This window comes from Achromobacter animicus, from assembly GCF_040775605.1.
In the GTDB taxonomy this organism is placed as follows: domain Bacteria; phylum Pseudomonadota; class Gammaproteobacteria; order Burkholderiales; family Burkholderiaceae_B; genus Achromobacter; species Achromobacter animicus.
Window position 1 is genome coordinate 4,480,561 of record NZ_JAYGJK010000001.1, and the last position, 15,284, is coordinate 4,495,844.

General features: G+C 64.4%; 17 protein-coding genes. 3 read left to right on the top strand and 14 right to left on the bottom strand.

Annotation, left to right across the window (positions count from 1 at the left end):
- Positions 1–535 precede the first annotated feature (535 nt).
- The 6 genes from AB3147_RS20475 to AB3147_RS20500 are packed head-to-tail and all read right to left on the bottom strand — an operon-like array spanning position 536 to position 5,467.
- On the bottom strand, positions 536–1,261 hold the full coding sequence (locus AB3147_RS20475; RefSeq protein ID WP_175139317.1) for an amino acid ABC transporter ATP-binding protein: 726 nt from the start codon (positions 1,259–1,261) through the stop codon (positions 536–538).
- Positions 1,258–1,974: an amino acid ABC transporter permease gene (locus AB3147_RS20480; protein ID WP_367352834.1), complete on the bottom strand. Its 717-nt coding sequence runs from the start codon at positions 1,972–1,974 to the stop codon at positions 1,258–1,260. The genes AB3147_RS20475 and AB3147_RS20480 overlap by 4 nt, the downstream gene beginning before the upstream one ends.
- Before the next feature lie 2 nt (positions 1,975–1,976).
- Positions 1,977–2,678 carry an amino acid ABC transporter permease gene (locus AB3147_RS20485; protein ID WP_175139318.1) on the bottom strand — a complete coding sequence of 234 codons (702 nt, stop codon included), beginning with the start codon at positions 2,676–2,678 and terminating at the stop codon, positions 1,977–1,979.
- Positions 2,679–2,706: 28 nt separating this feature from the next.
- The gene (locus tag AB3147_RS20490; protein ID WP_279974864.1) at positions 2,707–3,534 is read right to left on the bottom strand and encodes an ABC transporter substrate-binding protein; all 828 of its coding nucleotides are present in this window, start codon (positions 3,532–3,534) and stop codon (positions 2,707–2,709) included.
- Between the two features lie 44 nt (positions 3,535–3,578).
- On the bottom strand, positions 3,579–4,796 hold the full coding sequence (locus tag AB3147_RS20495; RefSeq protein ID WP_367352835.1) for an aminotransferase class I/II-fold pyridoxal phosphate-dependent enzyme: 1,218 nt from the start codon (positions 4,794–4,796) through the stop codon (positions 3,579–3,581).
- Positions 4,793–5,467: an RraA family protein gene (locus AB3147_RS20500; protein ID WP_175139321.1), complete on the bottom strand. Its 675-nt coding sequence runs from the start codon at positions 5,465–5,467 to the stop codon at positions 4,793–4,795. The genes AB3147_RS20495 and AB3147_RS20500 overlap by 4 nt, the downstream gene beginning before the upstream one ends.
- 214 nt (positions 5,468–5,681) lie before the next feature.
- Between AB3147_RS20500 and AB3147_RS20505 the strand changes: the two genes are divergently transcribed.
- Positions 5,682–6,581: a LysR family transcriptional regulator gene (locus AB3147_RS20505; RefSeq protein ID WP_291383322.1), complete on the top strand. Its 900-nt coding sequence runs from the start codon at positions 5,682–5,684 to the stop codon at positions 6,579–6,581.
- Positions 6,582–6,731: 150 nt separating this feature from the next.
- On the opposite strand, the gene AB3147_RS20510 is transcribed toward AB3147_RS20505, so the two are convergent.
- Positions 6,732–8,219: an SEL1-like repeat protein gene (locus tag AB3147_RS20510; RefSeq protein WP_367352836.1), complete on the bottom strand. Its 1,488-nt coding sequence runs from the start codon at positions 8,217–8,219 to the stop codon at positions 6,732–6,734.
- A gap of 191 nt (positions 8,220–8,410) precedes the next feature.
- Between AB3147_RS20510 and AB3147_RS20515 the strand changes: the two genes are divergently transcribed.
- Positions 8,411–8,854, top strand: a complete 444-nt coding sequence (locus AB3147_RS20515) for a DUF695 domain-containing protein (protein ID WP_367352837.1) — start codon at positions 8,411–8,413, stop codon at positions 8,852–8,854.
- A gap of 56 nt (positions 8,855–8,910) precedes the next feature.
- Here the strand turns inward: AB3147_RS20515 and AB3147_RS20520 are convergent, their stop codons facing one another.
- The 4 genes from AB3147_RS20520 to AB3147_RS20535 all read right to left on the bottom strand — a co-directional run bounded on the left by AB3147_RS20520 (position 8,911) and on the right by AB3147_RS20535 (position 11,870).
- Positions 8,911–10,302: an FAD-binding oxidoreductase gene (locus tag AB3147_RS20520; protein ID WP_367352838.1), complete on the bottom strand. Its 1,392-nt coding sequence runs from the start codon at positions 10,300–10,302 to the stop codon at positions 8,911–8,913.
- Between the two features lie 226 nt (positions 10,303–10,528).
- A complete protein-coding gene (locus AB3147_RS20525; RefSeq protein WP_175125271.1) occupies positions 10,529–10,768 on the bottom strand; it encodes a hypothetical protein in 240 nt (79 codons plus the stop codon).
- A gap of 34 nt (positions 10,769–10,802) precedes the next feature.
- On the bottom strand, positions 10,803–11,000 hold the full coding sequence (locus AB3147_RS20530) for a hypothetical protein (protein WP_175125320.1): 198 nt from the start codon (positions 10,998–11,000) through the stop codon (positions 10,803–10,805).
- A gap of 48 nt (positions 11,001–11,048) precedes the next feature.
- Positions 11,049–11,870: a BON domain-containing protein gene (locus AB3147_RS20535; protein WP_367352839.1), complete on the bottom strand. Its 822-nt coding sequence runs from the start codon at positions 11,868–11,870 to the stop codon at positions 11,049–11,051.
- Between the two features lie 552 nt (positions 11,871–12,422).
- Between AB3147_RS20535 and AB3147_RS20540 the strand changes: the two genes are divergently transcribed.
- On the top strand, positions 12,423–12,947 hold the full coding sequence (locus tag AB3147_RS20540) for a CinA family protein (protein WP_175125267.1): 525 nt from the start codon (positions 12,423–12,425) through the stop codon (positions 12,945–12,947).
- Here the strand turns inward: AB3147_RS20540 and AB3147_RS20545 are convergent.
- Genes AB3147_RS20545 through AB3147_RS20555 form a run of 3 tightly spaced genes read right to left on the bottom strand, consistent with a single transcriptional unit; the run spans position 12,896 to position 15,257 of the window.
- Entirely contained in the window at positions 12,896–13,627 is a 732-nt protein-coding gene (locus AB3147_RS20545; protein ID WP_367352840.1) for a glycosyltransferase, read from the bottom strand. The two genes, AB3147_RS20540 and AB3147_RS20545, sit on opposite strands and share 52 nt — an antisense overlap.
- On the bottom strand, positions 13,624–14,229 hold the full coding sequence (locus tag AB3147_RS20550) for a class I SAM-dependent methyltransferase (RefSeq protein ID WP_367352841.1): 606 nt from the start codon (positions 14,227–14,229) through the stop codon (positions 13,624–13,626). The genes AB3147_RS20545 and AB3147_RS20550 overlap by 4 nt, the downstream gene beginning before the upstream one ends.
- Positions 14,217–15,257, bottom strand: a complete 1,041-nt coding sequence (locus tag AB3147_RS20555) for an acyl-CoA dehydrogenase family protein (protein WP_367352842.1) — start codon at positions 15,255–15,257, stop codon at positions 14,217–14,219. Before AB3147_RS20555 ends, AB3147_RS20550 begins: the two co-directional genes overlap by 13 nt.
- Positions 15,258–15,284: the final 27 nt, after the last annotated feature.

Genomic DNA, 15,284 nt, shown 5'->3' on the forward strand with positions numbered 1-15,284 from the left:
TCGCCAGCGCTGGTGTCCCGATTGGCGGACACCAGCGCCGGCCCGCCACCCAAGCATCCAAAGACGCAGAGATCGGTGTCATGCGGTGCGGGGGTGCTCGTTCGATCAGGCGTGGACGAACCGCGTGTTTCGCGGGCTCATTGCGTAGCCCGATACGGATTCACACGGGAAGGGGCGGGCTGGATGAGACGTATCGCGGATATTCATTGCGGCCTCCGATGCATAGAACAACGGTCAATGAAAATACCTCTTGCGCGGCGCCAAAAGCGCGGCAAGTTCCGGAATGCGATTTGTCACTTGGGACTTGTTCTGGTCGGGCGCCAGGCGCATCGCACCATGCTTGATGCGAAATCTACCCGACGCCTGCGACCGTCTCAATCATCCCAAAGATGCTGATTCTGCGGATGAATATACTGCCGCGAAATAAAAACAGCATCATCGTTTTTACAGTGACGGAAGACGCCGTGGCCGGATGGCAGGCGCCTTGCGGCTGACGGTCGCGCGATAGCAGGGCTGCCGCACGGCAGCCCCGGTTTCAATGCCGGATCTCCGCCAGAAATTTCTGCGCGCGGGCAGTGTGCGGCCGATTGAAGAAAGCATCCGGCGTTCCGGTTTCCACGATACGACCGGCGTCCATGAACCAGACGCGATCCGCCACTTCACGGGCAAAGCCCATCTCGTGCGTCACGCACACCATGGTCATCCCATCCTTCGCCAAGCCCTTCATCACCTGCAGGACTTCGCCGACCATTTCCGGGTCCAGCGCGCTGGTCGGCTCGTCGAACAGCATGACCGGCGGATTCATGGCCAGCGCGCGGGCGATCGCCACGCGCTGCTGCTGACCGCCGGACAATTGCGAGGGATAGGCCTCTGCCTTGTGGGCCAGCCCCACTCTTTCCAAGAGTTGCATGGCACGCTCGCGCGCTTCGGGGCGGCGGGCGCGCTTCAGTTGCAGCGGCGCCAGCATCAGGTTCTCCATCACAGACAGATGCGGGAAGAGATTGAACTGCTGAAACACAAAGCCGATGTGGCTGCGCAGCGCGTCCAGGTGCACGTCCTTGCCGTAGATGTCCTTGCCGTCGACTTCAATGACGCCCTTCTGGATGGGCTCCAGCCGGTTGACGGTGCGGATCAGCGTGGACTTGCCCGAGCCGGAGGGCCCGCACACCACGACCACCTCGCCCCGGTCGACCTGCGCCGTCACATCGGCCAGCGCCTGATACTCGCCATACCACTTCTGCACTTCGGAAAATCGGATCATGTGGGCACCACTTTCTGGGCAGGCGCAAGTCCGGCGCGCCGTCGGCCAATGCGGCGTTCGGTCAGGTGCACCAGGGAACTCAGGCCAAAATTCAGGACGAAATAAGTCAACGCAAGCAGCCCGAAGACTTCAAACGGCTTGGTCAGCAATACGCTGTTGATCTGGTTGGCGGCGTACGTCAGCTCCTGGACACTGATGACATAAGCCAGCGAGGTTTCCTTCACCGTGGACACGAACTGGCTCAGCATGCTGGGCAGCATGTTGTAAAGCGCCTGCGGCAGGATGACGCGCCGCATGGTCTGCATGTACGACAGGCCCAGCGCGCGGCTGGCTTCCTGCTGGCCGGGCGGCAGCGCCTGGATGCCGGCGCGGATGATCTCGGCCAGATACGCGCTTTCGTAGCAAACCAGCGCCACCACCATCGTGGTCGAGCCCGCGACAGGACGGCCGATGATGATCGGCACGAAGAAGTAGGCCCAGAAGATGAACATCAGCAGCGGCAGGCCGCGCACCAGGTAGACCACGGCCGACGAAGGCCAATAGAAGATCCGGTAGGGGCTGATGCGGCCCAGCGCCAGCAGCACGCCGCACGGCAGCGCCAGGGCGAGGCTGATGGCAGCCAGACCCAAGGTCGCGGCCAGGCCGCCGATCGGACCATGCGGATACTGGCCGATCAGAAGCAGCAGCCAATTGTCTTTAAGGATGTCCCACATGGTCAGCGCACTCCCAGCGGACGATAGCGTCGCTGCAGCATCGCGCCGCCGCCCATGATCAGGAACGAGAGCACGAGATAGATCACCGTCACCACGGCATAGGCCTCAAACGTTCGAAACGTGTTGTTCTCGATTTCGCGAGCGGCCGCGGTCAACTCGGTCACGCCGATGGCCATCGCCAGACTCGTGTTCTTGAGTAGCAACAGGGTCTGGTTGAGCAACGGCGGGATCGCAATGCGAAAGGCCTGGGGAAGCACCACCTTGCGCATGGTCTTCAGAAAGCTCAGGCCCAACGCGCGGGCGGCCTCGACCTGGCCGGCAGGAATGCCGCGCACCGCACTGCGCAGGTCTTCGCAGACATAGGCCGACATCACCAGCCCGATTGCGATGCAGGAAAGGATGAATTCACTGCCGTGGCTGTTGAGCCAGTCGGTGACGGCGAACGGCAGCAGCGCGGGTACGCCGAAGTACCAGAACATGATGTGCACCAGCATGGGCACGTTGCGGTGGAACGCGACATACGTCGCGACCAACCCATTGGCGACAGGCGAGCCCGTCAGGCGGATCACCGCCAGCAGGCTGCCCACGAAGAACGCCAGAATCCAGGAAAGCCCGGCGAGCGCCAGGGTGGTGATCAACCCCCTGAGCAGCCAGTCCGGATACTCGCCCTGAAAAATGGCGCTGAAGTCAAAGATGTAATGCATCGAACCAGGCTCCAGCGCGCGCGGCGCATCAACCCTTGATTTCTTCGATGCGGAAGTCGCGCTTGATGTTGAACTGGGTGCCGGCGCCAAACCACTTGTCAAAGGTCTTGGCAGCCTGTCCGGACGCTTCCATGCCGTCCAGCACCTTGTTCACCTGATTCAGCATTGCCGTGTCGCCCTTGCGCACGCCGACGCCCCACGGTTCGATGAACAGCGCGGGCTCCAGGATCTTGACCGGTACGGCGCTCGAGGCGGCCTGGTGCTGCAGCTTGACCAGCATCAGTTCCGAACCGACGAAGCCGCTGACCTTGCCCTGCTGCAACGCCAGGAATGCGCCGCTGGGATCCTTGAACGTGACCGGATCGACATTCGGGATGTTCTTGCGCGCGCCCTGCTCCGACGACGATCCGCGCACGGCGCTGACCCGCTTGCCGGCGAGATCGGCGGGCGCCTTCAGATCCTTGTCCGATTCGCGCGACAGGATTTTTTGCGGGCTGACGAAATGCTGGTGCGAATAATCGATCTGCTTGGCGCGCTCGGGCGTCCAGCCCAGATTGGCGGCCACCACGTCGACGCGGCCGGCGATCAGTTCAGGAATGCGCGCCTCGACGGCAATCAGCTTGAGTTCGAGCGGCACACCCAGGCTGTCGGCCAACGCCTGGCACACGTCGACTTCATAGCCGACGATGCCGCGGGTCTTCGGGTCCTGGAAGCTGAACGGCTCGGCCGTGCCCATCGTGCCGCAGATGAACTTGCCGCGCGCCTTGATGTCCTGCAGCGTGTCGGCATTGGCGGCGGGGGCCAGCGTTGCGGCAAGGCCAACGATGGCGGCGAAGGAGGAGATGAACGTCTTCATGGAATTCCCTTGGTATGTAGGTATGGGTGCTGCAAAAAAAGGCTTTAGCCCAGGCGCGTGCATGCGTCGCGAATGCGGCGGCAGCCCTCTTCGATGTTTTCCATCGAGGTCGCGAAGCTCAGCCGCAGATACGGCGACAGCCCATAAGCCGCGCCATCCAGACAAGCCACGCCCGCCTCGTCCAGCAGATACATCACGACGTCGAGGTCGCTGCCCAGCTTGTGGCCGGCCGGCGTGGTTCTGCCCAGCAGGCCTTCGACCGACGGATACACGTAGAACGCGCCTTCCGGCAACGGGCAACGAATGCCGGGCACCTCGTTCAGCAACGCCACGATGCGATCGCGTCGGTCATGGAACAACGCATTGGCGTCACGTACGCACTGCTGGTCGGCCGTCAGTGCGACGCGCGCGGCCGACTGGCTGATCGCGCTGACGCAGCTGGTGCTTTGCGAGATCAACGTGGCCATGGCCTTGATCAGCGCCTTCGGGCCGCCGGCATATCCCAGGCGCCAGCCCGTCATCGCATAGGCCTTCGACACGCCGTTGATGGTCAGCGTGCGCGCGGCCAGTTCGGGCGCCACCGCAGCCGGGGACTGATGCCGTGCTTCGCCATACGCCAGATGCTCGTAGATCTCGTCGGTCAGCAGCCAGACGTGCGGATAGCGTGCCAGGACTGCCGCCAACGCACGCAACTCGTCCGCGCCGTACATCGCGCCGGTGGGATTGCTGGGCGTATTCAGCAGAACCCACTTCGTGCGCGGCGTGATGGCACGTTCCAGTGCTTCCGGGGTCAGCTTGAAGCCGTCCGATTCGGGGCAGACCACCACGACCGGCGTGCCGTCATTGACCAGCACCATGTCGGGATACGAGACCCAGTACGGCGCCGGGATGATGACCTCGTCCCCTGCCTGCACAGTGGCGGCCAGCGCGGTGAAGATCAGCTGCTTGGCGCCCACGCCGACGATGAGTTCGTCCGTGCCATATTCCAGCCCGTTCTCATGCTTGAATTTGGCGCGCACCGCTTCCAGCAGCGGTTTGGCGCCGACGGACGACGTGTAGCGGATGTCGCCGCTGTTGAGCGTGTCGATGCCTGCCTGGACGATATGCCCCGGCGTGGGCAGGTCCGGTTCGCCGACGGTGAAGTCCACGATGTCGCGGCCCTGGGCGCGCAATTGGTCGACCCGGCTCTTGGCCATCATGCTGGGCGAAGGTTTGATGGCGCGGGTGCGTTCGGCCAGGAAATCTGCGGTGACGGCGTTCATGCGAGCCCCTTCGCGGCAAACGCGGCCTGCATCCAGCTCTGGCTTTTCTCGCCCGTGGCAATTTCAGCCATGATGCGCGCTTCCTTGTCGGCATGCGCACGCGCGGCGGCGATCAGCGCCTCGGCGTCCGACGCCGCGAAGCTGACCAGCCCGTCTTCGTCGCCCACCAGGATGTCGCCCGGGTTGATGACCTGCCCGCCGATCGACACCGGCACGTTGACCTCGCCGGGGCCGTCCTTGTAGGGCCCGCGGTGGATATGGCCGCGCGCATAGCAGGGGAAACTGTCGGCTTCAAAGGCCGCAACGTCGCGAATGGCGCCGTCCACGACAACGCCCGCGCAGCCGTGGATCTGAAGATAGCGCTTCATGATTTCGCCAAGCACGGCATTGGATAGATCGCCGCCGGCGTCGACAACCAGCACGTGACCCGGCTGGATCTGCATCATTGCCTTGTAGATCATCAGGTTGTCGCCGGGCCGGGTCTTGACCGTCAGCGCGGTGCCGACCAGCTTGCCGCTTCCGTTGTAACGGCGCAGTCCGGTGATGCCCTCACGGCGCGCGAGGTTGTCGCTAAGGTGCGGGGTGACGATGCCTGCCAGCGCTTGCAGTACGGCAGCGGGCGCAACGGGAGAGGCGGGCAATTGGCGCGCGCCGGTGGAAATGGAAGCCATGTCGGTCTGCTTGTCCTGAGTCGAAGGACGCTCCGTTTTTCGCGCTGTCGCTTGCGAGGCGGGGCGTCCGGTAATGAATCAGACCGAATGGTGCGAGCTTTTGCGATTCTAAAAAAGGGATTAAATTTCAGCGAACTTCATCACTTTTCAGAATATAGGGGTTACCCCTTATCGGAACTTTCGGAATGAACCTCAAGATCTGCCGGGCACGCGCATGCTGACTTTCAAACAGATCGAAGCCCTTTATTGGACCGTCCGGCTGGGGACCTTTTCTGCGTCGGCGCAGAAGCTGCATACGACGCAATCGGCCATCACCAAGCGTATCCAGGAACTGGAAGCCGACTTCGACATCGCCCTCTTTGACCGGTCGGGTCACCGGGCAGAACTGACGGCCCGGGGGCATGAGATCTACGCCCTGGCGGAACAGATGCTGGGGCACCGCGACCGTCTGCTGGCTCGCCTGAAGGGACAGCACACGTTGACGGGCACGTTCCGCTTCGGCATCACTGAGATCACCGCGATGACGTGGCTGCCCGCCCTGATCCGCCTGCTGCGCGCCCACTATCCGCGTATCACGCTGGAACCCCACATCGATCTGGGCGCGGACCTGCTCAAGCGTCTGCAGGCCGGGCAATTGGACATGGCATTTCTGCACGGCGAGTTTGCCGAACCGAATCTGCAGGTCGTCGCGCTGCAACGCCTGGAGTTTGCCTGGATGGGCAGTCCGGACCTGATCGACGCCAGCCGCATCTACACCCCGGCCGACATTGCCAAGCTGCCGCTGCTGCGGCAGAGCCGCGAGTCCGGGTTGAACATGATCTACGACGGTTGGCTGCGTCCGCACACGGCGGCGAGCAACATCTTCACCATCAACAGTCTCATCGCGATGGCCGGATTGACCGCCGCGGGCTTTGGCGTGAGCTGCCTGCCCCGCGACTACTTCGCAGACATGGTCAGCACGCGGCAACTCGTCATCGCGCGCACCACCGTCGCGCCGCCACAGTCGGTGTACAGCGCGATGTTCCGCCGGGATGCGGATGTGGCGTTTTGCGAGAGCGTGGCGGAATTGGCGGAAAGCTGCTGCGAGTTTTCAACGGGTTGGCGTTTGCGGTGACGCGCTCGCGCGCATCGGAACCACGTCAACCCTTCCAGCAATCGACCTGCGCGCCCGATTGCTTGGCGGGGATGTAGAAGCCGGAGGGGATTGAGCGGCTTCGGCTCAGCCCGCCTCACTTCCAGGAACGGAAAGAGCGGGTTGCCGGGGTTAGTTCGCGAACATCCCTTCCGCGAGCAGATCCACTTGCCGGCCATTCACGAGCCCGGTCGCTTCCGTGATCCGGTAGTCGGCCTGAAAATCGCAGAATTCCGGGGTCTTCATCGGCAACAAGGTGCTTGAACTGAACGAATCCCATGCCCGGCCATCCAGGCCTTCGTTCATCGTGTTCATGCCAAACGGACTGAACGCCAGGGTGCGCTGCGTCGTCGCGCCCTGGTCATTCTTCAATTCGACCGTCACCCGCAGATTGGCGATTTCACCCAGCTTGTCGGTGGTGACGACAAAATGCGGTTCGCAGGCCAAGGCGCCGCCGTTGCCGCCGTGGTACGTCGACTTGTGCTGCAGGCGCAGCGTGGGTGCCGCTTTGCCCGCCTGTTTGCGCTGGTCCAGATCGCTTTTGCATTGGCCCAGGAACTTGGCATCGTCCTGCGGATCCGGTTGATGGTTGCGCCGCTCCTGGCGGTATTGCAGGGCCTTTTGGCAATCGGTCTTTACCGACTGGCCGTTGTAGTAGATCCAGCTCAGGAATCTTGGTGCACGGGCGGAGCCCTGCTCAATCGCCTCTTCAAACAGGGAACGCGCCCGGGCGTAATCGACCGGAACGATCTCGCCCAGGTAGTAGATTTCGCCCAGATTGACCAACGCATCCCGGTCGCTTTGCGCGGCCGCGCGCTCGAACCATGACACGGCGACGGGCGGATCCTGATCCACGCCCCACTTGCCTTGCAAGTAGGCAAGGCCCAACAGGTTCTGCGATTGTGGCTCGCCGGCTTCTGCCGCGCGTTGCCACCACTTGAAGGCCTCGGCGTCCTTCTTCTCTACGTGCGAGTAGCCAAAGTTGTAGAAGCTGCCAACACGGAACAGCATCTCGGGTTCTTTGTCCCGCTCTGCCCAGACGCGCGCCAACCGCAGGGTGTCCAGTTTGGTGAAGCCGATTCGCGCCATCATCGCGCGGGCATCGGAGGAGGCCGACCCGACGTGACGTTCTAGGTATTCGATGACCGGCAGCCGCATTTCGACGTCCGTCTCGGCTGCGGCCTTGCCCTCGTAAACGATGTGGCGCTGGCGCTCCAGCTCTTTCATGTCGTCGATGTTGTCGATGTCGTCCTTGGCGATGAGCCCGATGTAGCGCTCAGCGATGCTGGCGTCTTTGTCGACACCGATGCCGTACTCGAAGAAGTAGGCGGCGTTGGCACACCCGTATTGACCGCCCTGATGGCACGCCAGCGCGTAGTTGGCGATGGCCAATTTGACGTCGCGGCTGACGCCCACGCCGTGCTCATACATGAAACCCAGCGCCATGAGCGCTTCGGGATCGTTGTCCTTCGCGAGATCCTGAAGCGCCTTCAGCGCCCCGGCGTCCTGCTGGACGGCGCGGTCATAGAGGCGTTCGGCCTGGTGGTCTGGTTCGGCGATGGCCGAAAAGGCGCATCCCACCAGCACCGCTGCGGCGGCGAGCTTCAAATACGTGTACATGTACTGCTTCCCTGTGAACAACGGCTGTCGCTGCGGTGCAAACGACCGGGCGATTGTATCTGCGCCATGTGGCAGCGCGGTTCCACGCAGATCAAGACGAACGCATTGATCCCGCACTCAGCCTGACCGCGCGATGCGTTGCGATAGACTCCCGGCTTGTTCGGCATTTGAATCAGCAGGAGTTACACGCAATGAGCAGCCTATTTCCAGGCGACATGTGGGCAGTGGGCGAAGCCCAGATCAACGGTCTGCCGGTCGTCGTTCGCTTTCGCACCGGTCTGCCGTCCGAGTCCGATCGTCAGGTCAATGAAAATCTGATCATCATCACCTGGGCGTATCAGGGCATCGAGACGGGCATGCCGAACGACGAAGACAAGCAGCGCACCAATGCGTTTGAAGAAGCCATCGAACAGGGCTTCGAGCATTCGGACGCCGGTGTGCAGGTGGCTTGCCTGACGGGCAATCATCAGAAGGAGTGGCGGTACTACACGCCGAATGTCGAAGCGTTCCTGGATGCGTTCAACGCATGCCTTGCGGGGCATCCGGTCTATCCGGTCGAGCTGCGCATGTTCAAGGATCCGGACTGGAATGCCTTGGCGGGATTGCAGCCGAAGGGGTCGGATCAGTTGCATTGAAGCGGGGCCGGTTCCATGCTGCATCCCCGGCCCCGCTGACGCATCGCTCCACGACATCAAGCCGCGGCCGGCTTGATGTTCTGGTTATGCCGAAACAGATTGTGCGGATCGTAGCGGGTCTTCACCTGCACCAGCCGGTCGAAGTTCTCGCCATAGGCCGCTCCCACCCGTGCGGTTTCGTCCTGCGTCAGGAAGTTCACATACACGCCGCCTTGCGACCAGGGCTCAGTCGCCTTGAAGATATCGCGCGCCCAGGCGATGCACCGTTCATCGTCCTGTGGATCGTCCCAACGTCCGTGCACGTTCATGGCGAATTGCGCCGCCCGGTGCGGATACGCGGTGGCAGACACCGGCACCTGCATCGCCGCGCCCGCGATGTGGCCAAAGAAGATCTCGCATTGCGGCGACGGCACGTTCTGTACGGCTGACACGACAGCGTCGATCAGGCCGTCCTCCAGCTCACCGATGTTGTGGGACTTCCAGTAGTTGCGCGCGCCGGGCGTCAGTAATGGATCGAACGCCTTCTGCCAGGCCGCGTAAGGCATCGGTCCAAGGTGTTCGCCGTAGGGTTCGCCCAGACCACGCACCACTTGCAGGACATCCGGCCCCTTGTCCACGCCGCCCGTGTAGCACGACGCAAAGGCGATGATGGGCTTGCCGTGCACCGATGCCGGCAGGAACGGCAGCGGCGGCGCCTGGCGCAGCACCGCCCAAACGGTCAGCTCTTGAGGCATGCACGGCAACGCATCGCGGTATCGCGCCAGCGCGTCGCGCGCCTGTTCGAGCGGGATCACCACCAGTCCGCCGTAGACCTCAGGCCCCACCGGATGAAGCTGAAACTCGAACATCGTGACCACGCCAAAATTACCGCCGCCACCGCGAAGCGCCCAGAACAGGTCCGGGTTTTCCGAGTCGCTGGCGTGCAGCAATTGGCCGTCGGCCGTGACGACGTCGGCAGACACCAGATTGTCGACGGTCATGCCGAACCGGCGCGTAAGCCACCCGAAACCGCCTCCCAACGTCAAGCCGGCCACGCCGGTCGTGGAGTTGATGCCCAGGGGAACGGCGAGGCCGAATGCCTGCGCTTCGTGATCGAGGTCGGACAAGGTGGCGCCGGGTTCCACGAAGGCCCGAGCGCGCGCCGGATCGATGCGTACCGATTTCATGGGTGACAGATCGATCATCATGCCGTCATCGCAGACGGCGGTGCCCGCGATATTGTGGCCGCCGCCGCGCACGGAAACCACCAACTGATTCTCTCGCGCGTAATCCACGGCGCGGCGCACGTCGGCGGGGCCCGCGCATCGCGCAATGACGGCGGGCCGCCGGTCCACCGTGGCGTTCCAGATCTTGCGAGCGTCGTCGTAGCCGGCATCGCCGGCGGACAGGATCTGGCCCCGGACCGCGGCGCGCAGATCTTCCAAGGTGCTGCTGGACAGTTTGTTCATCACACATCTCCTCGAAGGCGATGCATTTACAAACAGCGTCTAAAGCAAGCCGTCTATCTGCTGGGGCGCGACATGGGAGTTGCCTCCTTGAAAAAGGGGCCATGACCCTGTGCACATGAATGCCCGGCGAACGCCGCGCGGGGGGAAGGCGGCAGACGCCCTGTGCCGTGCGCCGGAGCGTGCGTGATGGGGAAAAGTATAGGCCTTTGCCGCGCGGACAGGAGTCCTACGAATCGTTTTTCAGAACCCCGCGCACGTTCATGACGGCCAATCCCAGTTGCAGTGCAATAAGCGCCCACGCGTCATCGTGCAGTCCCCACGCCACCCACAGCACGTTGCTGGCGAGAAAGACCCAGAAGCCCGCGTGGCGGCGCCCGGCGCTACGCGACGCGACCAGCCAGGCGGCGGCTAGCGACGCCGCCATGGCTGGCCACTGCAGAAAGTCCCACAACGCGTCAAGCGTCATCGGCTACGGTCCCTGCACAACTTGCGCATCGGGATCACGGCTTGGACCGGGCGCCCTGACCGCGGTTGCGCTGGCTCTGCTGGTCCTGGCCAGTGCCGATCTGCGTGGTATGGCCCTCCTTCTTCGTGCGGTTCTGCGTGTCGCCGTGACTCGCCTGAGACTCGCGGGGCGTGTCGTCCTGGCTGCGGTCGGGCGCGTCCGTTTCGTGCGTGCTGTCCTTGTGTTTGGTCATCGTGTGCTCCTTTCATCAGGGTCAACGTGGTACGTACTGGGGGACCAGTCATTCCTTCGTGGTGCCGACATCATCGACACTGCCGGTGCTGCCGGCGCCCGAGCTGCTCGCGCCTGGATTCAAGCCTCCCGCGGCTCCAACGCGGATCCGGTTCTCGACATCGTTCACGCCCGCGCACTCGACCGTGCAATCCTCGACGTAGTGTTTGGTGCGCCGGTTGGGAACAGTGCCCTCCAGCACGACATGGCCGTCCAGGACCGCGACCGAGACGTCACTCACGTCCAGGCCGCTATGGGCCAGCGCTTCGCAAACGTTCTCGCGGATGCGATCGTCCGAACGGATGTAGCCCTTGGGATCGGTCCGGCGCGATGCGCGGTCCCGCCACGCGGTCGGACCGCGGTTGTAGCCGCCGCGCTCAGCGGTTTCGAACGACATGGATTCCTCGCGCCACGCGGGGCGGTCGCCGTAGTAGCCGCCTTCGTCATCGCCGAACGACGTGGGACCGTCGTAGGCCTGATCCCGGCCGCCATAGGCACGGTCGCGGCCGCTCTGGAAGCGTCCCTGGCCGCCGGCCCCGCGGCCTTGATCGCCATATCTATTTCTTTGCGGGTCGTATCCGCGATCATCACCGCCACGGCCGCGGCCCTGACCCTCATAGACCTGTTGACGCTGGAACGAGGGATCTTCATTCGAAAACCCGCCATAGCTGCTTTGACCGGGATCGGCACTGCGGCTGCGCACCGGTTCCCGGGTCTCGCGCGTGCCGCCTTGTCGCGTGCCTTCGCCCTGGTAACCGTATGACGGCGCGGGGTCCTGCCACGGTTCCCGGTCGCCGCGATAGTTCGACGTGTTCCTCGGGTCTCTACTCATATCGTCTCTCCCGTTGCAAGTTGCGAAACAAGCAGGCCGGACTCGCGCTCAAACGTTGAAACGCGCGCCCTCGCCCGCCCGCTTGGTGTAGGCAGCAAGTGCTGTGCCGGGCGCCGATGGCGCAAGCGGGGCAGGGTCCACGCTTTATGGCCGATAGGCCAAAGGCGGCCGCGATGCTAAGAAAGGGTCATGCGGTCAGAACGCCGTGGCAAGGCCAAACAACCGCATCCGGCAACACGACACTCGACATTCAGGAGATGAATATGGCTTCAGGATCCAGGCTGTCCGACGTAATCGTAAAACTCCCCGATCGCTCCACATGCCGCGTAGAACGGCGTTTGATCGCAAGGAGAACCCAGGAGGCCTCCAGCGTTCCCATCTATGTCTGCACCTTGCCTACTGGCGAACCCGTAACGTGGCTGGGCGGCGGTAAATATCGCTTGCCGTGCGGGTCGGTAGGCGTGGCCGTTGCGCACAAACCGCCAGAAAGATGACGGGAGGGCGGACGGCACGGAGCTTGCTGGGCCCGGGCATTCACGCAGGAGGATCGGAATGAATGCCATCGAACGGGTCGCCGCTTACATGCACGAGCATTCGCTGAAACTGGTGACGGCCGAGTCCTGCACGGCGGGGCTGATTGCGGCCACGCTTGCGGACATACCGGGCGCGGGCGCGCTGCTGGATTGCGCGTTCGTCGCCTACTCGCCACAGGCCAAGCAGAAATGCCTGGGCGTGGCTGCACGCACGCTGCAACGCCACAACCTCACGAGCGAAGCCGTGGCGCGGGAAATGGCGCTGGGCGCGGCGCGAAACAGTCCGGCGAATGTAGCGATCTCAAACACGGGCGTCACCGACGATACCGACCCGGAGATTCCCGCCGGCACGCAGTGCTACGCGTGGGTGTTCAAGTCGGGTCCGGCCGACGCCTCGCCCGCGATCTATACCGAGACGGCACGCTTCGAGGGCGATCGCAATGCCATCCGCCGCGCCAGCGCCGAACACGCCCTGGCGCAGCTGATCGCCTATCACAAGCAGTGGCTGGACGGCGCCCGCCCCTCCTCGTCCCGATCAGCCTGAGGGCCGGCGCCGTCCGGCTCGGCCTCCCACCCCATCCGCAGTGCCGTGGCGAATCCGCCTTCGACGCGCGAGTACGGCCGAGCGCTTGTGCTGACGCGCGGCAGGCACGACCAAGCGATGTGCGCCCCGCCGGCTTCCAGCTTGTCGACCAGGGCCTGGTCCTCGCTGCACGTCAGCGCCGCAAAGCCGCCGATGCGGCGGTACGTGTGCGCCGCGATGCCCAGGTTCGCACCATGCACATGCCGGTGACCGTCGCGATCGTGGTAGTGCGTGGCGAACGCCCGGCGTGCGCGCTGCGCGAACTCGCCATGCGCATCCCATCCGGTGACCGATACGGTGCCGCAAACCACCTCGGCATTCAGGGAAAGCTGGTCGGCCAGCCACCCGGGCGACACACAGGTGTCGGCGTCGGTGAAAGCCAGCCAGCGCGCGCCGGCATTGAGCAGATGTTGAGCGCCCGCCGCGCGCGCCATGCCGACGTTGCGCGCCTGGACCATCAGAAGCTCCACCGGCCAGCCTGCCGCCCGGCGCGCGGTCTCATCCTCGCAGTGATCCAGCACCACGACAATACGCACGGGTTCCCGGCCAAGACGCGGATGGCGGGATGCGCGCATGACGGCGCGCAGGCAGTCTTCGATGTGGCGCTCCTCGTTGTGCGCCGGAATGCATACGCCGATCATAAATGGCTTCCTGATTGGGGGTGTCTGCGCCAGGCATCCAGGCGGAATTCGTCTTCCACGTGATGCACGCTGCGCGACAGACCGGGCAACGCGCCGATCGCCGCGTGCAGCGCGTCCGTGTTCTGAAGACGGTCATCGAAATCCGGCCGCCAATGGCAGGCAACGATCTCGCCGTCCGGCGCAAGGGATGCATCGACGGCGCTCAGAAACCTGCACAGCGCGGCGCCGTCCAGGTAGTACGCGACTTCCGACAGCACGATGAGGTCAAAGCCAGCGGCGGGCGTCTCGGGCCACTGCCGCGGCAGGTCCAGCGTCAAGACCTGGACATGGTCCATGCCTTCGCCGGCCACGCGGGCGCTGCAACGCGCCGTTGCGGCCGGCGCGGCGTCGACCGCACAGACGCGCGCGCAGCGCAGCGCAAGGCACCGCGTCAGCTCGCCCGTGCCGCAACCCGGCTCGAGGGCATGGCGATAAAACTCGCGCCCCAGCGCCGCCAGCAACAGGCCGCGTTTGCGGCGTTCGTACCATGCGCTGGCCACGCGCCACGGATCGGGATCCGCCTGGTAGAGCCGTTCAAAATGGTCCACGGCTACAGAGCCCATGGCGTGCCTCCGTCATTGAGCACGGCCTGTCCATGCGCGGCCTGATCACGCTCCGCATGGCTCTGCCGGATAAACACGGGCAGATCGGCCATTACCTGCGCAAAGTCCGCGTCTCGGCACAAAGGACCCGCGCCCAGCGCCCGCGCGGCCCGCTCCAGCACCACCGACGCAGCCGCTTCCACGGCCAGCCGCGCGCGGGCGCAGGCCAACGCGCACGGCTGCCGCGGATGCGCGTCGATCTCGGCGGCGGTTTCGCGCAACACGGCCCGGGCCTGCGCCAGGGCCACGTCGATGGCGCCCAGATGCGCCAGCCGATGCGGGTCGGCAGAATGCCTGGGCAAGGCCCGGTGCAAAGTCTGTGCGATATGCAGCAATCCGCCGTACCAGCACGCTGCAATACCGGCGCCGCCGTGAAGAAAGCCAGGCCGATGCACGTACGCGCCAGGCTCACCCACCAGCGCGCAGCGCGCGTCCCGAAAGACCACGTCCACGCTTGCCGACGCGCGCATGCCCACGGCATGCCAGCCGGCATCGGTCACCTGCACGCCGTCCTGATCCATTGCCACCGCGGCCAGACACGCCTCGCCCGCTGGATTCCAGCCGCTGACGAGCGCGTGCGTGACGGCGGCCGCGCCGGAGCACCACGCCTTGACGCCTTGCAGCACTGCCGTGCCGTCGGGCTGCGGGGTGATCTGCACGCGGTGATCCGGGGGCTCCGCGCACCACACCGCCCAGCGGCTATTCGCGGGCGGTACAGGCGCCTGCAGTTCCGCCAGGATGGCGAGCGCATCGGTGTGTCCTTCGTAGAGTTTGACCAGACTCAGGTCTACTTCGGCCACGCGGGTCAGTGCACGCCACCGATCCAGCGTTTGGCCCGACCCCGGCAGGGGCAGTTGATCGCATCCCTGTTCCACCAGGAGGCGCAGCCAACGGCCGGGATCCAACGGCGCATGGGCGTCGGACAGGACCTCATTTAATCGTTGGTGCGCGGACGGTGGTGGAGGTGACGGGTCGGGACGTTCGGTCATGGCGATGCGTAGGTGCTGCGTTGGGGT

Bases quoted from the DNA above. Each gene is read 5' to 3' on its own strand.
- AB3147_RS20475 (WP_175139317.1), bottom strand. From the start codon at position 1,261: ATGATCCGATTTTCCGAAGTGCAGAAGTGGTATGGCGAGTATCAGGCG.
- AB3147_RS20480 (WP_367352834.1), bottom strand. From the start codon at position 1,974: ATGTGGGACATCCTTAAAGACAATTGGCTGCTGCTTCTGATCGGCCAG.
- AB3147_RS20485 (WP_175139318.1), bottom strand. From the start codon at position 2,678: ATGCATTACATCTTTGACTTCAGCGCCATTTTTCAGGGCGAGTATCCG.
- AB3147_RS20490 (WP_279974864.1), bottom strand. From the start codon at position 3,534: ATGAAGACGTTCATCTCCTCCTTCGCCGCCATCGTTGGCCTTGCCGCA.
- AB3147_RS20495 (WP_367352835.1), bottom strand. From the start codon at position 4,796: ATGAACGCCGTCACCGCAGATTTCCTGGCCGAACGCACCCGCGCCATC.
- AB3147_RS20500 (WP_175139321.1), bottom strand. From the start codon at position 5,467: ATGGCTTCCATTTCCACCGGCGCGCGCCAATTGCCCGCCTCTCCCGTT.
- AB3147_RS20505 (WP_291383322.1), top strand. From the start codon at position 5,682: ATGCTGACTTTCAAACAGATCGAAGCCCTTTATTGGACCGTCCGGCTG.
- AB3147_RS20510 (WP_367352836.1), bottom strand. From the start codon at position 8,219: ATGTACACGTATTTGAAGCTCGCCGCCGCAGCGGTGCTGGTGGGATGC.
- AB3147_RS20515 (WP_367352837.1), top strand. From the start codon at position 8,411: ATGAGCAGCCTATTTCCAGGCGACATGTGGGCAGTGGGCGAAGCCCAG.
- AB3147_RS20520 (WP_367352838.1), bottom strand. From the start codon at position 10,302: ATGAACAAACTGTCCAGCAGCACCTTGGAAGATCTGCGCGCCGCGGTC.
- AB3147_RS20525 (WP_175125271.1), bottom strand. From the start codon at position 10,768: ATGACGCTTGACGCGTTGTGGGACTTTCTGCAGTGGCCAGCCATGGCG.
- AB3147_RS20530 (WP_175125320.1), bottom strand. From the start codon at position 11,000: ATGACCAAACACAAGGACAGCACGCACGAAACGGACGCGCCCGACCGC.
- AB3147_RS20535 (WP_367352839.1), bottom strand. From the start codon at position 11,870: ATGAGTAGAGACCCGAGGAACACGTCGAACTATCGCGGCGACCGGGAA.
- AB3147_RS20540 (WP_175125267.1), top strand. From the start codon at position 12,423: ATGAATGCCATCGAACGGGTCGCCGCTTACATGCACGAGCATTCGCTG.
- AB3147_RS20545 (WP_367352840.1), bottom strand. From the start codon at position 13,627: ATGATCGGCGTATGCATTCCGGCGCACAACGAGGAGCGCCACATCGAA.
- AB3147_RS20550 (WP_367352841.1), bottom strand. From the start codon at position 14,229: ATGGGCTCTGTAGCCGTGGACCATTTTGAACGGCTCTACCAGGCGGAT.
- AB3147_RS20555 (WP_367352842.1), bottom strand. From the start codon at position 15,257: ATGACCGAACGTCCCGACCCGTCACCTCCACCACCGTCCGCGCACCAA.